Source organism: Campylobacter coli, from assembly GCA_039516895.1.
Taxonomy (GTDB): Bacteria; Campylobacterota; Campylobacteria; order Campylobacterales; family Campylobacteraceae; genus Campylobacter_D; species Campylobacter_D coli_B.
This window is the reverse complement of sequence record CP154437.1, coordinates 578,127-596,005: the sequence shown is the minus strand read 5'-3', so window position 1 is coordinate 596,005 and position 17,879 is coordinate 578,127. Positions and strand designations below refer to the sequence as shown.

Annotated in this window: 19 protein-coding genes; 10 read left to right on the top strand and 9 right to left on the bottom strand. The window is 31.6% G+C overall.

What is annotated here, in order from left to right; all coding sequences use genetic code 11:
* The 3 genes from AAID94_02905 to AAID94_02895 are packed head-to-tail and all read left to right on the top strand — an operon-like array spanning window position 1 to window position 2,196.
* Entirely contained in the window at window positions 1-882 is an 882-nt protein-coding gene (locus AAID94_02905; GenBank protein XAK24481.1) for a polysaccharide deacetylase, read from the top strand.
* Between the two features lie 41 nt (window positions 883-923).
* Entirely contained in the window at window positions 924-1,259 is a 336-nt protein-coding gene (locus AAID94_02900) for a hypothetical protein (GenBank protein XAK24480.1), read from the top strand.
* Window positions 1,252-2,196, top strand: coding sequence for a GTP-binding protein (locus AAID94_02895; protein XAK24479.1), 945 nt, complete (start codon window positions 1,252-1,254; stop codon window positions 2,194-2,196). The genes AAID94_02900 and AAID94_02895 overlap by 8 nt, the downstream gene beginning before the upstream one ends.
* Here the strand turns inward: AAID94_02895 and ftsY are convergent.
* Both ftsY and AAID94_02885 read right to left on the bottom strand, forming a co-directional pair.
* Window positions 2,193-3,059, bottom strand: coding sequence for a signal recognition particle-docking protein FtsY (ftsY, locus tag AAID94_02890; protein ID XAK24478.1), 867 nt, complete (start codon window positions 3,057-3,059; stop codon window positions 2,193-2,195). The two genes, AAID94_02895 and ftsY, sit on opposite strands and share 4 nt — an antisense overlap.
* Entirely contained in the window at window positions 3,059-3,616 is a 558-nt protein-coding gene (locus AAID94_02885) for a TlpA disulfide reductase family protein (GenBank protein XAK24477.1), read from the bottom strand. Before AAID94_02885 ends, ftsY begins: the two co-directional genes overlap by 1 nt.
* A 79-nt stretch (window positions 3,617-3,695) precedes the next feature.
* On the opposite strand from AAID94_02885, the gene AAID94_02880 reads away from it, so the two are divergent.
* From AAID94_02880 to AAID94_02865, 4 genes are read left to right on the top strand one after another with little or no spacing between them, the layout of a single operon-like run.
* Window positions 3,696-4,322: a 5-formyltetrahydrofolate cyclo-ligase gene (locus tag AAID94_02880; protein ID XAK24476.1), complete on the top strand. Its 627-nt coding sequence runs from the start codon at window positions 3,696-3,698 to the stop codon at window positions 4,320-4,322.
* Window positions 4,243-5,796: a ribonuclease Y gene (gene rny, locus AAID94_02875; GenBank protein ID XAK24475.1), complete on the top strand. Its 1,554-nt coding sequence runs from the start codon at window positions 4,243-4,245 to the stop codon at window positions 5,794-5,796. The genes AAID94_02880 and rny overlap by 80 nt, the downstream gene beginning before the upstream one ends.
* 9 nt (window positions 5,797-5,805) lie before the next feature.
* Window positions 5,806-6,363, top strand: coding sequence for a DedA family protein (locus AAID94_02870; protein XAK24474.1), 558 nt, complete (start codon window positions 5,806-5,808; stop codon window positions 6,361-6,363).
* Window positions 6,363-7,622: a ComEC/Rec2 family competence protein gene (locus tag AAID94_02865; GenBank protein XAK24473.1), complete on the top strand. Its 1,260-nt coding sequence runs from the start codon at window positions 6,363-6,365 to the stop codon at window positions 7,620-7,622. Before AAID94_02870 ends, AAID94_02865 begins: the two co-directional genes overlap by 1 nt.
* Here the strand turns inward: AAID94_02865 and AAID94_02860 are convergent.
* From AAID94_02860 to AAID94_02850, 3 genes are read right to left on the bottom strand one after another with little or no spacing between them, the layout of a single operon-like run.
* Window positions 7,566-8,372, bottom strand: a complete 807-nt coding sequence (locus tag AAID94_02860) for a YihY/virulence factor BrkB family protein (GenBank protein ID XAK24472.1) — start codon at window positions 8,370-8,372, stop codon at window positions 7,566-7,568. The two genes, AAID94_02865 and AAID94_02860, sit on opposite strands and share 57 nt — an antisense overlap.
* An 11-nt stretch (window positions 8,373-8,383) precedes the next feature.
* A complete protein-coding gene (locus AAID94_02855; GenBank protein XAK24471.1) occupies window positions 8,384-9,766 on the bottom strand; it encodes an FAD-linked oxidase C-terminal domain-containing protein in 1,383 nt (460 codons plus the stop codon).
* Between the two features lie 4 nt (window positions 9,767-9,770).
* The gene (locus AAID94_02850; protein ID XAK24768.1) at window positions 9,771-10,412 is read right to left on the bottom strand and encodes a plasminogen-binding N-terminal domain-containing protein; all 642 of its coding nucleotides are present in this window, start codon (window positions 10,410-10,412) and stop codon (window positions 9,771-9,773) included.
* Window positions 10,413-10,612: 200 nt separating this feature from the next.
* Here AAID94_02850 and AAID94_02845 point away from each other — a divergent pair, with 200 nt between their 5' ends.
* On the top strand, window positions 10,613-11,773 hold the full coding sequence (locus AAID94_02845) for a peptidoglycan DD-metalloendopeptidase family protein (GenBank protein XAK24470.1): 1,161 nt from the start codon (window positions 10,613-10,615) through the stop codon (window positions 11,771-11,773).
* Here the strand turns inward: AAID94_02845 and AAID94_02840 are convergent.
* The 4 genes from AAID94_02840 to AAID94_02825 are packed head-to-tail and all read right to left on the bottom strand — an operon-like array spanning window position 11,770 to window position 15,784.
* Entirely contained in the window at window positions 11,770-11,976 is a 207-nt protein-coding gene (locus AAID94_02840) for a hypothetical protein (protein XAK24469.1), read from the bottom strand. The genes AAID94_02845 and AAID94_02840 overlap by 4 nt on opposite strands.
* Before the next feature lie 2 nt (window positions 11,977-11,978).
* Window positions 11,979-12,659 carry a laccase domain-containing protein gene (locus AAID94_02835; protein ID XAK24468.1) on the bottom strand — a complete coding sequence of 227 codons (681 nt, stop codon included), beginning with the start codon at window positions 12,657-12,659 and terminating at the stop codon, window positions 11,979-11,981.
* Window positions 12,623-13,234, bottom strand: coding sequence for a riboflavin synthase (ribE, locus tag AAID94_02830; GenBank protein ID XAK24467.1), 612 nt, complete (start codon window positions 13,232-13,234; stop codon window positions 12,623-12,625). Before ribE ends, AAID94_02835 begins: the two co-directional genes overlap by 37 nt.
* A 9-nt stretch (window positions 13,235-13,243) precedes the next feature.
* A complete protein-coding gene (locus AAID94_02825; GenBank protein XAK24466.1) occupies window positions 13,244-15,784 on the bottom strand; it encodes a hypothetical protein in 2,541 nt (846 codons plus the stop codon).
* A 163-nt stretch (window positions 15,785-15,947) separates the two neighbouring features.
* Here AAID94_02825 and groES point away from each other — a divergent pair, with 163 nt between their 5' ends.
* Together groES and groL are read left to right on the top strand one after the other, a co-directional pair.
* A complete protein-coding gene (gene groES / locus AAID94_02820; GenBank protein XAK24465.1) occupies window positions 15,948-16,208 on the top strand; it encodes a co-chaperone GroES in 261 nt (86 codons plus the stop codon).
* Window positions 16,209-16,229: 21 nt separating this feature from the next.
* Window positions 16,230-17,867, top strand: a complete 1,638-nt coding sequence (gene groL, locus AAID94_02815; protein ID XAK24464.1) for a chaperonin GroEL — start codon at window positions 16,230-16,232, stop codon at window positions 17,865-17,867.
* The last annotated feature ends 12 nt before the right edge of the window (window positions 17,868-17,879 follow it).

The following is a 17,879-nucleotide window of genomic DNA, read 5'->3' as shown; positions in this document are numbered from 1 at the left end:
ATGGCAAAAGAAATTCTAGTTGCTTATGGCGTGGATATTGATGCGGTAGCAGGATGGCTAGGAAGCTATGGCGGTGAGGATTCTCCTGATGATATTTCAAGAGGTCTTTTTGCTGGTGAAGTTGGTATTCCTAGGCTTTTAAAACTCTTTAAAAAATATAATATTCCTGCAACTTGGTTTGCTCCAGGACATTCCATAGAAACCTTTCCTGAACAAATGAAAATGATAGTGGATGCAGGACATGAAATAGGTGCCCATGGATATTCACATGAAAATCCTATTGCAATGAGTGCTAAACAAGAAGAAGATGTTTTACTTAAAAGTATAGAACTTATAGAAAAAATCAGCGGAAAAAAACCAAGTGGATATGTAGCACCTTGGTGGGAATTTTCAAATATCACCAATGAGCTCTTGCTTAAACACGGCATTAAATACGACCATTCTTTAATGCATAATGACTTCACACCTTATTATGTGCGTGTTGGAGACAAATGGACTAAAATTGATTATAGTAAAGATGCCAAAGAATGGATGAAGCCTTTGGTACGCGGACAAGAAACAGATTTGATTGAAATTCCTGCAAATTGGTATTTAGACGATCTTCCTCCTATGATGTTTATAAAAAAATCTCCAAATAGCTTTGGTTTTGTTTCCCCAAGAGATATAGGTCAAATGTGGATAGATCAGTTTGATTGGGTTTATAGAGAAATGGATTATGCTATTTTTCCTATGACTATACATCCTGATGTAAGTGCTAGACCTCAAGTTTTACTCATGCATGAAAGAATTATTGAACATATCAACAAACACGAAGGTGTAAAATGGGTAAATTTAAACGATATGGCGGATGATTTTTCAAAACGCTTTCCAAGAAAAAAATAAATTCGCAAGGCTTTTAGCCTTGTGAATTCAAAAGGATAAAAATGTGTATTTTATGTGGCGAAATGATAAGTACTTTGCATTGGAGCGAGTTAAATTTTAAAGAAGAAAAACACGAACTTAGTGTAGGTGAAGAACAAAAAGAAAGATTAAAAATAAGGCTTAAAAAAGTCAAAATTTTAAATGAAATTTTAGAATTTTATGGATTAAAACTTAAAGAATGGCAAAATTCAAAATACATATTAAGCAATAAAAAAGGTCGCGATATTATCGTTAATGATTTAGGCGATTTATGGATTAAAGCTAGCGAGCTTGAAAAAAAATCATTCGATGTGTTGGATGAAAATCTACTTCATTTTTTAAGAGCTAAACATGGCTAAAATTCCCGTTCATGTTGTTACCGGTTTTTTAGGAAGTGGAAAAACAACCTTTTTAAAAGAAATATTAAGCAATCAAACCCTGAATGATATTGCTCTTGTAATCAACGAACTAGGAGAGGTTTCCCTAGATCATAAACTTATACAAACAGATTTTATCGAGGAACAAACTTTATTTTTAAATGCAGGTTGTGCTTGCTGCAATAAAAGAGAAGATTTGCAAAAGAAATTTAAAGAATTACTTGACAGTTTTGAAAACAAGGGTAAAAGACCTCAAAGAGTTATATTAGAAACCTCAGGCTTAGCAAATCCTGCACCTATCATTTTCACTTTTCAAAGCGATGTGTTTTTAGCTAACCATTTTGAATTAGCCAATATTATCACTTGCATTGATGCTTTTGAAGGACTTAATCACTTACAAAATGAAGAAGCTTGCAATCAAGTATTAAGCTCTGATTTTTTAATACTTACAAAAAAAGATCTTAATCCCAATACCCAAAGCTTAGAGGAAAAGATAAACACTTTATATCCCAATATACAAATCATAAGCAAAGAAAATTTTAATTTCGATATGCTTTCTAGCCATCATAAAATTCAAAAAGAAATTAAAAATATAGAAATAAAAAGTCATAAAGATGATATAAGTTCCATAACTCTTATTTTTGACAAGGCTATAAATTGGAATATTTTTAGCATTTGGCTTAGCATGCTTTTGCATGAACACGGATCAAAAATTCTAAGAGTAAAAGGACTTATCAATACAGAGGAATCTTATCTAACCAACATTAATGGAGTAGGACATCTGATTTATCATCCTACGCATACTAAAATTTCGAGCCTAAACCATCCTTCGCAGTTAGTATTTATAGCAAAAAATTTAAAATTAGACAAGATTAAAGAATCTTTAGAAAATTTTTTAAAACTCGAGCAATTAAATTAATCAAAAACACCCTCTAAGAGTGTGTCTAAGAAATTTTGTGCATTAAATTCTATCAAATCTTGCATTTTTTCACCCACCCCTATATACAAAATAGGAAGTTCTAATTCACGCGCTATACTAAAAAGCGCTCCACCTTTTGCTGTGCCATCAAGTTTAGTAATAATAACTCCATCAAGCTGAACAAGCTCATTAAAAGCTTTAGCTTGTAAAATGCCGGCATTACCTTGAGTGCCATCAAGTACTAAAATTTTTCTATGCGGGGCATTAGGCATAGCTTTAGCTGAAATTCTAACGATTTTTTCTAGTTCGTTGGCTAAATTTTTTTGATTTTGCAAACGACCTGCTGTGTCAATGATAACTCTATCAAAATCCTTAGCTCTAGCCTTGCTAATAGTATCAAAAGCGACTGCCGAAGGGTCATGACCTTGTTGAGTTAAAACTATATCCACCCCTACTTTTTCAGACCAAAGCCTTAATTGTTCTATCGCCCCTGCCCTAAAAGTATCACAAGCGCCTAAAATCACTTTTTGACCTTGGCTTTTGTATAAATTAGCAAGCTTAGCTATGCTTGTGGTTTTGCCTGCACCATTTACTCCTAAAATAAGTTCTACAAAGGGTTTTTCATCTAGGAATTCTTTATTTTCATAAAGAAAATAAGAACCCATTACACGCTTTAAATCTTCTTTCTTAACCTCATCACTAGGTGGCAAATAATAAATAATTTCTTCTACAATCTCATATGCTACATCTGCTTCAAGTAAAATTTCCTCTAGTAAATCTTTGGTGATTTTTTTATTTTCACCTTTAACACCCACTATACTTTCAAGTGTTTTTGCAAGTCCTTTTTTAAAAAAATTAAACATTAAAGTATCGCCTTTTGTATATCAATTTCCAACATTTCTTCTGGAATCAATCCTAGATATTGATTGACAAGCTGGGAATTTTTATCATATAAAAACATAGTAGGAATTCCATTTACTCCGCCTAAAATTTTAGCCAAAAGATAATTATTTTCACCATTGGCTATTTTATATAAAATTTGATTTTCTTCAACAAAAGCCTTAAGCTCCTCATCACTCTTATCTTCAAGCAAAACGCCTACTATATTAAACTGCTCTTCATATTTTTCCTGAAGCTTGTTAAGATGAGGAATTTCTGCAATGCAAGGAGAGCACCAAGTGGTAAAAAACACAAATAAAGTCGCCTTATCCCCATCGGCAAAATTTAAATTTTCATTGTCTTTTTTTACAAAAACTGAATTTCCGTCTATTAAATTGAGATTAAATCTCAAGCTATCACTTTGGCTTAAGCTTGATTGAACGCTTGCATTCATATCGCTTTGATCTTTTTCTTTATCATTACTACATGCAACAAAAAAACTCAAGAGTATAGCTAGTGTAAATACTTTTTTAATTTTCATTCTATATTTTCCTTGTATCTTTGTAAAAAATGTTAAAATTATATCATAGTTAAGATAATAATTTTTAAAAAGGCACACGATGCAAAAAACATCTTTTAGGACTCTGCAAAAAAACCGCCTCGCACAACACAAAAAACTTAAATTTAAACAAGATTTTATAGTATTTAAGGAATGTTTTAACTTGATTAAAAAAACAAAAGCAAAAAATATTCTTATTTTTATTCCTCTGGGGTATGAGCCAAATTTACTCAAATTTAGACATATTTTTAGTAAAAATCATAAACTTTTTGTCCCATTTATGCAAGATAAAAGTTTAAAAATTGTAAAATTAAGATTACCTTTTGTTAAAAAAAGGTTTGGGGTATTAGAACCCATGGACTCCTTTTTGAAAACTAAAATTGATATAGCTATCATTCCGGTTATAGGAGTAGATAGAGAGTTAAAAAGAATAGGACATGGGCAAGGTTTTTATGATAGATTTTTTGAAAATTTAAACTATAAACCTCTTGTAATTTTTACTCAAAGTATCAATGCTATAAGTGAAAAAAAATTAACCCAAGAGCATGATATTGCGGGTGAATTTTATATCAACCCTTATAAAAAATATTACAAGAAAGACAACAAATATGATAGAATCACTTATCGCACTTATAACCGCTATAGTCGGTCTTGGAATAGGATATTTAGTTGCAAAAAAAATCAATGATGCCAAATATGAAATTTTTGTCGAGCAAGCAAAAGCGAAGGCAAAAGCCATAGAATATGAAGCCGAATTGATTTTAAAAGATGCCAAAAATTCAATCCTTAATGCCGAACTCGAAGTGAAAAAAAAATATGAGGATAAAACTCACAAAATTCAAAAAGAATTCAATCAAAAATTCGATGAATTATCCAAAAAAGAACAAAAACTTCAACTTCAAGAAGAAAGCTTAAAAGAGAATCAAGAAGAATTACTACGCTCCAAAAAACAAATGCTTGATTTACAATCAGATGCTGACAAACTCAAAAATCAATACCAAGAAAAACTCAATGATGTTTTAAATATTTTAGAACATTCAGCAGGGCTCACTCAAGATGAAGCAAAAAATATCATTCTTGAAAAAGTAGAAGAAAACTCACGCAATGAAATTGCCCATATTGTTAGGAGATACGAGGAGGAAGCTAGAAATGAGGCTAAAAGAAGGGCAAATTATATCATAGCACAAGCAACCTCTCGTTTTGCAGGAGAATTCGCTGCTGAAAGACTTATTAATGTTGTTAATATCAAAAACGATGAGTTAAAAGGGCGCATTATAGGCAAAGAAGGACGCAATGTTAAAACTTTAGAAATGGTTTTAGGAGTAGATATCATCATTGATGATACACCTGGAGCTATTATAGTAAGTTGTTTTAATCTTTATCGCCGTGCTATTGCTACTAAAGTGATTGAACTTTTGGTAGAAGATGGAAGAATTCAACCTGCGCGCATAGAAGAAATTCATGAAAAAGTATGTAAAGAATTTGATAATGCTATTTTAGAAGAAGGTGAAACTATACTGATGGACCTAGGACTTTCTAAGGTCCACCCAGAAATCACTAAACTTATAGGAAAGCTTAAATACCGCGCAAGCTATGGACAAAATGCTTTAGCACATTCTTTAGAAGTAGCTCATTTAGCAGGAATCATCGCTGCTGAGTGTGGAGGGGATGAAAATTTAGCACGACGCGCGGGAATTTTACACGATATAGGCAAGGCTTTAACACATGATTTTGAAGGCTCTCATGTGGATTTGGGAGCAGAGCTTTGCAAACGCTATAAAGAGCATCCTGTGGTTATCAATGCTATTTATGCTCACCATGGACATGAAGAAGCTACAAGCATAGAATCAGCAGCTGTTTGCGCAGCCGATACGCTCAGCGCTGCAAGACCGGGTGCTAGACGCGAAGTTTTAGAAGCTTTCTTAAAAAGAGTAAGTGAACTTGAAGAAATTGCCAAAAGCAAAGAGGGTATTAAAAACGCTTATGCGATTAATGCAGGAAGAGAAATTCGTGTCATTGCAAATGCAAAACTTGTAAATGATGATGAAAGCGTGCTTTTAGCCAAAGAAATAGCCGCTGAAATTCAAGAAAAAATGCAATATCCTGGAGAAATCAAGGTAAATGTCATACGCGAACTAAGAGCCATAGAATACGCTAAATAAGGGATCAGTATGCAAGATATGATAGATACCTTATTAAAATATGGTTATATAGTTTTATTTTTCTATTCTTTAGGTGGTGGAATGGTAGGTATTTTGGCTGCTGGAGTTTTAAGTTCTCAAGGAAAAATGGACTTAACTTTATGTATAAGCATAGCTTTTGTAGCCAATACCCTAGGATCCACCTTACTTTTTATACTTGGAAAATACTATAAAAAAGATATTATGCCTTATTTTAAAAATCATCGCCGAAAACTTGCCCTTGCTATGATGAAAACCAAACAGCATGGAGTCGTTTTGCTTATAACTCAAAAATTTGTCTATGGCTTAAAAACTTTTATCCCCATAGCTGCAGGTATAGCAAAATATCAATTTATTAAATTTTTCATCATCAATACTCTTGCTAGCTTGCTTTGGGCAGTACTTTTAGGATATAGCGCTTATGCTTTTGGTTTTGTTATAGAAGCAATTTTTAACAAATTAAGCTCTTATCCTTATATCGCACCTTTATTTTTAATCGTATTGGTTGGAATTATTTGGTTTTATTTGGCTAAATTTTCTAAGAAATAATGTCTTTTTGGAATTCTTTGTATTTAAACCTTAAAGAATTCCGCTATTTATTCCTATTTGGTCTTATCGTTTTTATTTTTAATATATTTTTAGAATACAATCATTTTTTAACCCTCAAAGAAAAGAAACATTATCTAGTAGAAAATGCCTTGCTTTTACATTATTATCCAAAATACAATAAAAATAATAAAAAATACTGGGTTTTAAAACTTAAAACAAAGGATTTTATCCTTTATAGTACAAGTTTTAAGGATTTAAATTTGAGTAAAAATCAGCTTTTAAATTTAAAAATAATTACAAACAATATTTCTTTTAAGGATTATCTTAGAAAAAGCTTTTATGCTCCTAGCTACGGTTTTGAAGCATCAGGATATTTTAAAAATAATGTTATCATTTCTTATTTTTTAAACCAACATACAAATGAAAAAATACAAGAATTTTATGGAGCTTTATTTTTTGCTTTACCCATCTCTTCGGAGCTTAGAAAAGATGTTAATTATTATGGTGTTGCTCATTTAATAGCAATCAGTGGTTATCATATAGGTTTGCTTTTTGCTTTGGTGTTTTTTATACTCACGCCCTTGTATAGTTTCTTTCAAAAAAGATATTTCCCTTATAGAAGCTTACGCTTTGATTTAAGCGTTTTTATTTTTATCTTGCTTTTTGCCTATGCTTATCTTATAGGTTTTGTACCTTCTTATATTCGCTCTTTAATCATGGCTCTTTGGGGTTTTTATCTACTTTGTAAAAATATAAAAATTCTAAGCTTTTTTACCCTCTTTATAAGCATATATCTTTGTATAGCTCTTTATCCTAGGCTTTTATTGAGCGTGGGATTTTTATTTTCTTGTTTGGGAGTTTTTTATATTTTTTTGTATTTACACCATTTTTCAAAATTCTTTCATAATTTCTTAAATATTGTTTTACTGAACATATGGACATTTTTTTGTATGATCATCCCTGTGCTTTATTTTTTTCCTCTTATTAGCTATCAACAATTCTTAGCTATTATTTTGAGCGGAATTTTTATAGTCTTTTATCCTTTGGTTTTATGTTTGCATTTTATAGCACATGGGAATCTTTTAGATACTGTATTGATTGATTTTTTTAATATTAAATTTTATGCTATAGATATTAAAATTCCAACTTGGATTTTAATATCTTATCTTACACTCTCTTTTATAGCTATGCGTTATAAAATTTTAGCCCTTCTTTGTGTTTTTGCGAATTTTATCCCCTTTATCATGATTATGATTTAAAAAATAATAAATTTTAATCCCAAAAAGATAAACAATCCAAGAAATATAAATCCAAATAAAGAAAAAAAGTATAGTAGAAAAAGAACCATAAACACTGGCATAGGTTTTATTATAAACTATATAATACACAAATAAATTCTTTCCTATATACCAAATAGCTCCCGCTGCAAAGGAAACTAGTATCAAACTCTTAAGAGTACCTTTATGAATAGAACTTGAATAAGATATAAAAAACAAACCCCAAATAATCACAAAAGGCAAAATTTCAAAAAAATTAAAACCTATTTTATAATCATCTAAAGCTTGCTGAATCAAACCCGATATATAAAAACTAAGTCCTAAGCCTAGTGGGACAAGAGTTAAAAGCGTCCAGTAAGAACTGATGCTTTGCCAAAGTCCTTTTGGCTCATTTTTTGTAATGCGATTGATTACAAAATCGTAGCCTGAAAAAAAAGCTAAAGAAGTAAAAGTCATCGCTATAAGGCCCACTATACCCAAATTTACACTATTGTTTAAAAACGTGTCAAGATAAGCAGCAACTATATCTTGTTGTGCAGGTATTAAAAAAGCAAAAATGATTTGTTTAGCTTTTTCATAATAAACCTTAAAGCTTGAAATTTGCGTAAAAACAGAAAAACACACAAATAAAATCGGTATTAAAGATAAAATAGTATAAAAACTAAGTGCTGCGGCATAATTTAAAATTTCTTTATCCCGCAAATTAGACAAAATAGCAAAAATTCTCTTCAATATTTTCCTTTTTAAAGTCCCATTTTAAAAGGATTAAGAATATTATTTGGATCAAAGGCTTTTTTAATATTTCTCATCAAATTCATTTCAGCATCAGAAAAAGCTAATTTCATAAAAGGAGCCTTAGAAAGCCCTATTCCATGTTCACCACTTAAGGTTCCTCCAAGCTCCACAGTAAGTTTAAATACTTCTTCTACTGCCTCATAACCTTTTTTCACTTGTTCTTCATCATTTTTATCAGGAACCATAACATTAGTATGCACATTTCCATCACCAGTATGACCAAAACAAGGGATTTTAAAACCATATTTTTTAGAAATTTCATCTATGCCTTCAAGTAAAGCAGGAAGTTTTGATCGCGGCACAGTAATATCCTCATTTAATTTTAAAGTCCCATACATAGCTATACTTTGAGAGCAATTTCTTCTAGCAAACCAAATATCTGCCGCCTCTTGTTCATCTTTAGCTATTTTAAATTGACTTGCACCTGCGTCTAAAAAATGCTCTCCTAAAATTTTTAAATCTTCATCAATAGCTTCTTTTACATTGCCATCTACATCAGCAATCAAAATAGCCCCTGCATCCACAGGCAAACCTTTGTTAAATTTACTTTCTACCGCTCTAATGCTAAGATTATCTAAAAATTCCATAGATACAGGATTAACCCCACTTGCAAGACTCTTATAAACTGCATTCATAGCACTTTTTACACTTGGAAAAATTCCAAAAGCTGTTTTCTTAAATTTAGGCAAAGCGATAAGTTTTAAAGTAAGCTCACTTAAAACCGCTAAAGAACCCTCACTCGCGATTAAAATACCTGCAAGATTATACCCTGCAACATCTTTGATGGTACGCTTACCCGCACGAATAATTTCTCCATTGGGTAAAACAGCCCTTAAAGCCATAACATAATCTTTAGTAATGCCATACTTTGCAGCTCTCATACCTCCAGCATTTTCGCTTACATTGCCCCCTAAGCTAGAATACTCCATACTAGCAGGATCAGGCGGATAAAAAAGCCCATGTTTGGCCACTTCTCTTTGTAAATGTATATTAATCACACCTGGTTGCACTACTGCGACTAAATTTTCAAGATCGATTTCTAAAATTTTATTCATATGCTTTTCAAAACTTAAAATCAATCCCCCATTGACAGCCAAAGCACCCCCTGTAAAACCCGAACCTGCTCCGCGAGGAATGATGATAATATTGTTTTCATTGCAAAATTTTAATATTTGAGAAATATCCTCTTCGTTTCTTGGAAAAAGTACTCCATCGGGCAAATAATGCTTTTTTGTAGCATCATAACTATAAGCACGCTTATGAATATCATCAAAATAGGCATTTTCACTGCCTAGAAGTTTTATAAAATATTGTTCAAATTCTTTTTTCATTGATCTACCTTAGAATATTAATTAAAGCATCATAATATTTATAATAATTACCCACTTCTTGAGAATTAAAATCAAAAAAATTACTTTTATAGCCACCTATACGAGAATAAAAAGGAACTTGTATACTACTTGGCTTAGGTATAGCTAATTCATAAAGCTCACTAAAATCTTGACAATCAACTATCTTTGCCTTATCCTCTAAAGCAAAAATCAAAATTCCCACAGCATTGTCTGCACAAAATTTTCTAAAATCACTACGCTTTGGAGCAAGAGATGAAGAACGGATGAGTTGTGCTCCTAAAATATCAATATGGGTAAAATAAATTTCTGGAAAGCTAGATACAAGTTCATTATAAGTTTGTTCATCTGGAGCGATCACCAAGCCTCTATCATAAAGAAAATTTAAAACCACCTCATCACCCTTTTGCGGCACAACATTGGGTAATGGTAAGGCATCTTGTTCAAGATCGGCAAAAACACTGAATTTTAATTTTGCCAAACCCTTTTCTTTAGCTATAACACTAGCTCTTGCTATAATGCTTTTTGAAGTTTGAAAACGCTGTATAACAACTCCGCTTGAGTTTAATTTAATATCAGGACTATCTTCAATATAACCATAAATGTCTTCAACCTTCAAAAGTTCCATTTTTACAGGCTTTAAATTTAAATCTACTGCAAAAAGACTGATGCTTAAGCTTAAAATAAATGCTAGAAATTTAAGCAAACTAACTCCTTAAAAAATCAATTTAATGTATTATAATCCTTTTTTGTTAAGCAATTGTAAGAATTATAAAGTAAAATATAGCTTTTGAAAATTTAAAAATCCTCGAAAAATAAGGTCTTTATATGAAAAAACTCTTACTCTTATTTACATTTGTTATTCAAAGTTTTGCTGCACTTAGTGTTGAGGAGCTTACTTGGGATAATGGCGATACTTTACTTAAATTCTTACAAAGAAATTCTATCCCTATATCTCTTTATTATGGGCTTGATAGAGAAGATCAAGAACTTGCTTCTGATATAGCCTATAAAGTAAAATACCAAGTTTTAAAAGATGAAAATAACAATATAGAACAAGTTTTGATTCCAATCAGTGATGATTTACAAATTCATATTTATAAAGATAAAAACAATCAATACACCCTTACCTTTACTCCTGTTTCTTATCAGAAAGAAGATAGAATTTTACATTTAACAATCGAAAGTTCAGCCTATCAAGATGTTTATGAAGAAAGTGGTAGTAGTACTTTAGCTCGTGCTATGGTGCGCTCTTTTCGAGGAAGTGTTAACTTTCGCAATATCCAAAAAGGCGATGAAGTTACCCTTTATTACGAGCAAAAAAGACGCATGGGAAGACTTTGGGGAGATATCGCTGTAAGAATGGCTACGGTAGAAATTAATAAAAATGCTCAAGAAGTATTTGCTTTTAATGATATTTTTTACGATCGTGACGGAAAAGAAGTGGAGGCTTTTTTATTAACTAAGCCTGTAAATTACACAAGAATATCATCAACTTTTAGCACCGCAAGATATCATCCTATACTCAAACGCTACCGTGCGCACCTTGGTATAGACTATGCAGCACCTACTGGAACACCTGTAAAAAGTGCAGGCAAAGGAACGATCACCTTTGTAGGAACTAAAGGAGGATATGGAAATGTCATACAAGTAAAGCATGATTCAGGCTATATGACTTTATATGCTCATTTAAGTCGTTTTGCAAAAATTAAAAAAGGTCAAAAAGTAAATCAAGGTCAACTCATTGGCTACGTAGGATCAACGGGTATGAGTACAGGTCCTCATTTGCATTTTGGTGTTTATCTAAACAACAAAGCCATCAATCCTGCTTCAGTAGTTAAAATTGCCAAATCAGAGCTAAGTGGTAAAGCCAAGGAAGAATTTAAAAACACCATAGTAAAATACAAAGGAATTGTAAACGAAGCTTTAGCTGCTAATAAGCCAAATCCTCCTAAAGAAGAAGATTTTGAAAATTATATAGAATTTTAAGGATTGCTAAGCAAAGCCTTATCTTTAGCCTCAATCAAGGAATTAAGAAGAATTATAAGCCCTTCTCTTTCCTTGCTTTCCATCTCTTTAAATTCAGCATTAACAAGCTGATTTACTAAAGCTTCATTAAGTAAATCCGCATCCCCAAACTCTCTAGCTTTTTGAATGATTTTCAATACTCTTAAATCCTTTTTTTCATACATTCTTAACCCTTTAAATAAACAACGCTCACAAAGCGTTTTGAAGTCTTATCACGACGATAAGAATAAAACGTCTTATCATCAAAACTACAAATATTACTATCTACGATATTTTTAATACCTAAATTTTGAGCCTGAAATTTTACTAAAGCTTTTAAATCAAGTCTTCTTTCATATAAAAAATCTTTAAATTCTACTTTTGCAAATTCTAAAATTTCTCCGTCTATTTCATAGTTTTTAGCACAAATACTAGGCAGGATAAAAAGATGAAATTTTTGCATATCTAAATTTGGATTTTTTGTATAAATTTTATCCACACACTCTTTTAAAATATTTTCAAAACTCCCTTTTCTTCCTGAATGAAGTGCTGCTATAACGCCACTTTCATGCCATAAAATCAAAGGCAAACAATCTGCGCTTAAAACACAAAGTGCGGTATTTTTCTCTATGCTTATCAAACCATCACAACTTAGATTTTTTAAATTCTCATCATAAATTTCAACTTTACTGGAATGAATTTGATCCATAAAAACACATTTATCAATATCCTTAAAACCTAGATGAGAAAATAAATTTTCTTTATGAACTTTAGCTCTAAAGATATTATAGTCTTTATCATAAGCGCAAAAAACACTGACTTTTTGATTATCTAGTAAAGATAAGTAATTCTCTCCACTTCTTCCCATGATAATCCTTTATTTTTATCTTGCATTTGTGCATAAATATAACGAGCAAGCAAATCGCTTTCTATATTGATTTCTCGGCCTATTTTATACTCTTTAAAAAGTGTTTCCTTAAAAGTAATAGGTATAATGGTTAGTCTAACGCCATTTTCTACAATTTCATTAATAGTAAGGCTAACTCCATCTATACCTATACTGCCTTTTCTTGCCATAAATTTCATTGCTTCTTTAGGTAAGCTTATATAAAAATCAATTCCATTTTCATCTTTTTCAATCTTTTCAAGCTTTCCGATAAAATCAATATGTCCTTGCATCAAATGTCCATCTATTCTATCTCCATACCTTAAAGCAGGTTCTATATGCACTTTATCTTTTAAATTTTGTACTGCTATGTGCTTACGACTCTCGTGTGAGAGTTCGAGTTCAAAACCATCACTATGAAGTTTAGTCACGCTCAAACAAGCTCCATTAACAGCTACACTATCGCCCAAATTAGGGCGATAATTTGCCTTTAAATTTAAAACATTATTTTGATAAGATTTAACCTTAGCAATCTCTCTTATAAGTCCGTTAAACATTATTTAACCTTAAAAAATTTTATTCAATAATTTATTGATACCCTCATCCACTTTTTCTCCTGCTTTTTGAACTCCATCTTGGGCTTTATCGCCTACAATATTTTTAATAGAATTTACTACACTACCCGCTTCAAGTTTAACTTGGGGCTTTTGTGTTGTTCCTGTTATATTGCCTTTAAAATTGGCTCTATCTATCTTGATATCAAAAGGCAAATTCAAGCTTCCACTTTTAGAATTCAGCATACCTGAAGAAATAAGGACATAAGAACGATCCGCTTGCATATTTAAATCAAGCTTGATATTTTCTTTGTTAATAAGTGCTTTAGCATTGGCAGTATGAAAAACATCAGTAGTGATATCTTTTAAGGTAATAAGCTTAAGAGCTGCAGTGATAGCATTAGGTTTAAGCTTACCCTCTTTCATATCTGCATTAACCTCTCCTTGCTCGCTTATAAGATTATACTTAACTTCTAAATTTGCCTTGCCTTGATATATATCTATAAAATCAAGTCCACTTGCCAAAGTGCTTAAATTTACACCCTCTAACTTTGCATTTAAAATATTATTTTTCAAAGTGCTATCAAGTTTTCCTTCAAATAAATTTTTACTCAATGCAGTAAAATTTAAAGTTTTATCAAAGCCGATATTTCCATTAAAGCTTGCTTTTCCCTTGAGCTTTCTATCGAGTAAGAAACCCAACTTTGAAAAATCAGCAATATCCAAAACATAATTCGAATTTAAAATCATTTTATTAATGTCAAATTTTCCTTTAAAATTACTAAGATTAGCCAAAGAAGAATTTAACACACCCTCAAAATCAGCAACATTGTTTTTTAAATCCGCTTTAACATTTAAGTCGTAATTTGTATTGTTTGGAAATTTTTTATCCATTAACTGACTTAAAACTGCAGCATTTAAAATACCCTTAGCATCTATATTTACCTTGCCATTAAGATTGTTAAAATTTATATCATCTAAACGCGCTTTTGCATTAACTATCCCGCTTGCATAATTTGGCATACCCACAATAGTAAAAACCTTAGAAAGATCAAGCTTGTTTATATCTAAGTCTAGTTTTTTTCCATTAGAATTTGCTTTGATTAAACCACCTGCTATATTTGCATCAGCGTTTAAATTCTGAACTTGAGCACCTATAATATGCGCTTTTGCATTAAGTTCTGCCTTGCCTTGTAAATTTTGCCCTGCTATAGCATTAAATTGAGATAAATCATCGATAAAAGCATTTAAATCCGTACTTAACTCCGCACTTTTAAGATCATAAGTTCCATTAAGTTTTTTAATATTGAGCAAATTAGATGCTAAGAGCGCATTATAAGATATATTGCCATTTTTAGCCTTGGCTTTAGCATCAAGACTAAAGCTCGTATTTGGAAGTTCAAGTTTGGCTATTTTTTTAATCTCAGCACTATTTAATTTTGCATTATTGATTTTTACATCCGCATTAAAATTTGCAAAGTCCAATCCCTCGCTCACAAGATTTGCATTTAAATTCCCAGAAACAATACCACCATAACCTATAAGAGCTAGTATTTTTTCTAAACTGGCATTACTTGCATTAAGATTTAATTGATTGTTTTTTAAATTTGCCTTCACTTCTCCGCCAAGCCCTATAACATTAGCATTTAAACTAGATAAAGCATTATTAGCCACACTCGCATCGCCTTTTACTTCCAAAGATCCATTTAGCTTTGTTTTGGTAAGTTTTTCAAGCTTTGCAAGATTAGGAACCGATAGATCAAAATCTGTATTTAGGGTATTTTGAATAAGATTATAAAGAGTTTTTTGAGTTTGTAAAGCTAAATAACTATTATAAATTTTACTCACTGTATAGACTGTATCATCTTTGATATTTGCTAAAATTTCAGCTTTAAGATTAGAATTCTCAGGTAAATCTATATTAAATTCTTTTTTGATTTCTGCATAATTTATATAAGTATTATCAAGTTTAATGATAGCATTTCCATCAGGTTTTAAATCTTTAGCAGAAATTTTACTTGCTATATCTATGGTTCCTTTAGCCAAATTTCCTCGTCCAAAAAGTGCGAGCAATTCAGAAATTTGAAGATCGTTAGCGCTTAAATTTAAAGCGATAGGAGAATAATCATAAATTCTAGCATCCAAAAGTACATTAGAGCCAAACAAATATCCCTTGCCATTGATCATAAAATCGCTCGATTTTCCATTAATCTTCCCTGAAAAAGCCAAATTTTGATTCAAATTTAAACCTAAATTTTTAGCATAATTTTTATCTAAATTGATGATATAATCAAGATCAAAACCGAGCTTAAAAAGACTCAAATTTCCTTCTAATTTTAAATCAGCCATATTAGCCAAATTTGCCTCAATATCAAGACTTGAAAAACGCAGAGTAAACTGAGTGATATTGGCATCAAGACCTGTACTTTGCTTGATTTTATCTTGGATAAAATTTGCGACTATATTATTACCAAAGCTAGTAAAAAGCAGAGTATAAAATGCTATCAAAAGCACTACAATAAAAGCCACTATTCCATAAAGAATTTTCTTCATTTAAACATCCTTTAGTTTTTTTAATTAATTATCTTTAGTCTTATTAACTAAAGTTTTATAAATATTTTTACTCAAAGTATTGACAAAATTCATTTTTTATAGTATGATATTATCACTCAAAATTAAAGAGTGCTAAAAATCAATATTTTTAAGGATGGACAAAATGAATTTTCAACCTTTAGGAAAGCGTGTTTTAGTAAAACGCGTAGAAGAAACCAAAACAACAGCTTCAGGTATAATTATACCAGATAATGCTAAAGAAAAACCACTCACAGGTGAAGTTGTTGCAGTAAGCAAAGAAATTACTGATATTGCAAATGGAGATAAAATCGTATTTGCTAAATACGGTGGAACAGAAATCAAACTTGATAATAGCGAATATTTAGTTTTAAATTTAGATGATATTTTAGGAATTTTAAAATAATTTATAAAAAAGGATAAACAAATGGCAAAAGAAATTATTTTTTCAGATGAAGCAAGAAACAAACTTTACGAAGGTGTTAAAAAATTAAACGATGCAGTAAAAGTTACTATGGGACCAAGAGGACGTAATGTTTTAATCCAAAAAAGCTTTGGTGCACCTACTATTACTAAAGATGGTGTAAGCGTAGCCAAAGAAGTAGAACTTAAAGACAGTCTTGAAAATATGGGTGCTTCACTTGTTAGAGAAGTAGCAAGCAAAACAGCAGATCAAGCAGGTGATGGTACAACAACTGCAACTGTTTTAGCACATGCTATCTTTAAAGAAGGTTTAAGAAATATCACAGCTGGGGCAAATCCTATCGAAGTTAAACGCGGTATGGACAAAGCTTGCGAAGCAATCGTAGCCGAACTTAAAAAACTTTCTCGTGAAGTAAAAGATAAAAAAGAAATTGCTCAAGTTGCTACAATTTCAGCAAATTCAGATGAAAAAATCGGAAATTTAATAGCAGATGCTATGGAAAAAGTAGGCAAAGATGGTGTTATCACTGTTGAAGAAGCAAAATCAATCAATGATGAATTAAATGTAGTTGAGGGTATGCAATTTGACAGAGGTTATCTAAGTCCTTATTTTATAACCAATGCAGAAAAAATGACTGTAGAGCTTTCAAATCCTTATATCTTGCTTTTTGATAAAAAAATTGCAAATTTAAAAGATTTATTACCGGTTTTAGAACAAATTCAAAAAACAGGAAAACCACTTTTAATCATTGCTGAAGATATCGAAGGTGAAGCACTTGCAACTTTAGTTGTAAACAAACTACGCGGTGTATTAAATATCTCTGCTGTAAAAGCTCCAGGCTTTGGAGATAGAAGAAAAGCTATGCTTGAAGATATAGCGATTTTAACAGGCGGTGAAGTAATCTCTGAAGAACTTGGAAGAACTCTTGAAAGTGCTACAGTACAAGATCTTGGACAAGCTTCAAGTGTAATCATCGATAAAGATAATACAACTATCGTAAATGGCGCAGGCGAAAAAGCAAATATTGACGCAAGAGTAAATCAAATCAAAGCTCAAATAGCTGAAACAAGCTCTGATTATGATAGAGAAAAATTACAAGAAAGACTTGCTAAATTAAGCGGTGGTGTTGCAGTTATTAAAGTAGGTGCAGCAACTGAAACTGAAATGAAAGAGAAAAAAGATCGCGTTGATGATGCTTTAAGTGCAACTAAAGCAGCAGTTGAAGAAGGTATAGTAATAGGCGGTGGCGCAGCTTTAATCAAAGCTAAAGCTAAAATCAATCTTGATTTAAAAGGCGATGAAGCTATCGGCGCGGCTATTGTTGAAAGAGCTTTAAGAGCACCTTTAAGACAAATCGCTGAAAATGCAGGATTTGATGCAGGTGTAGTTGTAAACAGCGTTGAAAATGCTAAGGATGAAAATACAGGTTTTGATGCTGCAAAAGGCGAATATGTAAATATGCTTGAAAGTGGAATTATCGATCCAGTTAAAGTAGAAAGAGTAGCTTTACTTAATGCAGTTTCTGTAGCTAGCATGCTTTTAACCACAGAAGCAACAATCAGCGAAATCAAAGAAGATAAACCTGCAATGCCTGATATGAGCGGCATGGGCGGAATGGGTGGCATGGGCGGAATGATGTAAGCCCTACTGCCA

What these genes read in the sequence shown, in the direction of transcription:
- AAID94_02865 (XAK24473.1), top strand. Translation starts at nt 6,363, where the DNA reads ATGTCTTTTTGGAATTCTTTGTATTTAAACCTTAAAGAATTCCGCTAT.
- AAID94_02880 (XAK24476.1), top strand. Translation starts at nt 3,696, where the DNA reads ATGCAAAAAACATCTTTTAGGACTCTGCAAAAAAACCGCCTCGCACAA.
- AAID94_02825 (XAK24466.1), bottom strand. Translation starts at nt 15,784, where the DNA reads ATGAAGAAAATTCTTTATGGAATAGTGGCTTTTATTGTAGTGCTTTTG.
- ribE (XAK24467.1), bottom strand. Translation starts at nt 13,234, where the DNA reads ATGTTTAACGGACTTATAAGAGAGATTGCTAAGGTTAAATCTTATCAA.
- ftsY (XAK24478.1), bottom strand. Translation starts at nt 3,059, where the DNA reads ATGTTTAATTTTTTTAAAAAAGGACTTGCAAAAACACTTGAAAGTATA.
- AAID94_02840 (XAK24469.1), bottom strand. Translation starts at nt 11,976, where the DNA reads ATGTATGAAAAAAAGGATTTAAGAGTATTGAAAATCATTCAAAAAGCT.
- AAID94_02895 (XAK24479.1), top strand. Translation starts at nt 1,252, where the DNA reads ATGGCTAAAATTCCCGTTCATGTTGTTACCGGTTTTTTAGGAAGTGGA.
- AAID94_02845 (XAK24470.1), top strand. Translation starts at nt 10,613, where the DNA reads ATGAAAAAACTCTTACTCTTATTTACATTTGTTATTCAAAGTTTTGCT.
- groL (XAK24464.1), top strand. Translation starts at nt 16,230, where the DNA reads ATGGCAAAAGAAATTATTTTTTCAGATGAAGCAAGAAACAAACTTTAC.
- AAID94_02855 (XAK24471.1), bottom strand. Translation starts at nt 9,766, where the DNA reads ATGAAAAAAGAATTTGAACAATATTTTATAAAACTTCTAGGCAGTGAA.
- AAID94_02835 (XAK24468.1), bottom strand. Translation starts at nt 12,659, where the DNA reads ATGGGAAGAAGTGGAGAGAATTACTTATCTTTACTAGATAATCAAAAA.
- AAID94_02900 (XAK24480.1), top strand. Translation starts at nt 924, where the DNA reads ATGTGTATTTTATGTGGCGAAATGATAAGTACTTTGCATTGGAGCGAG.
- rny (XAK24475.1), top strand. Translation starts at nt 4,243, where the DNA reads ATGATAGAATCACTTATCGCACTTATAACCGCTATAGTCGGTCTTGGA.
- AAID94_02885 (XAK24477.1), bottom strand. Translation starts at nt 3,616, where the DNA reads ATGAAAATTAAAAAAGTATTTACACTAGCTATACTCTTGAGTTTTTTT.
- AAID94_02870 (XAK24474.1), top strand. Translation starts at nt 5,806, where the DNA reads ATGCAAGATATGATAGATACCTTATTAAAATATGGTTATATAGTTTTA.
- groES (XAK24465.1), top strand. Translation starts at nt 15,948, where the DNA reads ATGAATTTTCAACCTTTAGGAAAGCGTGTTTTAGTAAAACGCGTAGAA.
- AAID94_02850 (XAK24768.1), bottom strand. Translation starts at nt 10,412, where the DNA reads ATGGAACTTTTGAAGGTTGAAGACATTTATGGTTATATTGAAGATAGT.
- AAID94_02905 (XAK24481.1), top strand. Translation starts at nt 1, where the DNA reads ATGGCAAAAGAAATTCTAGTTGCTTATGGCGTGGATATTGATGCGGTA.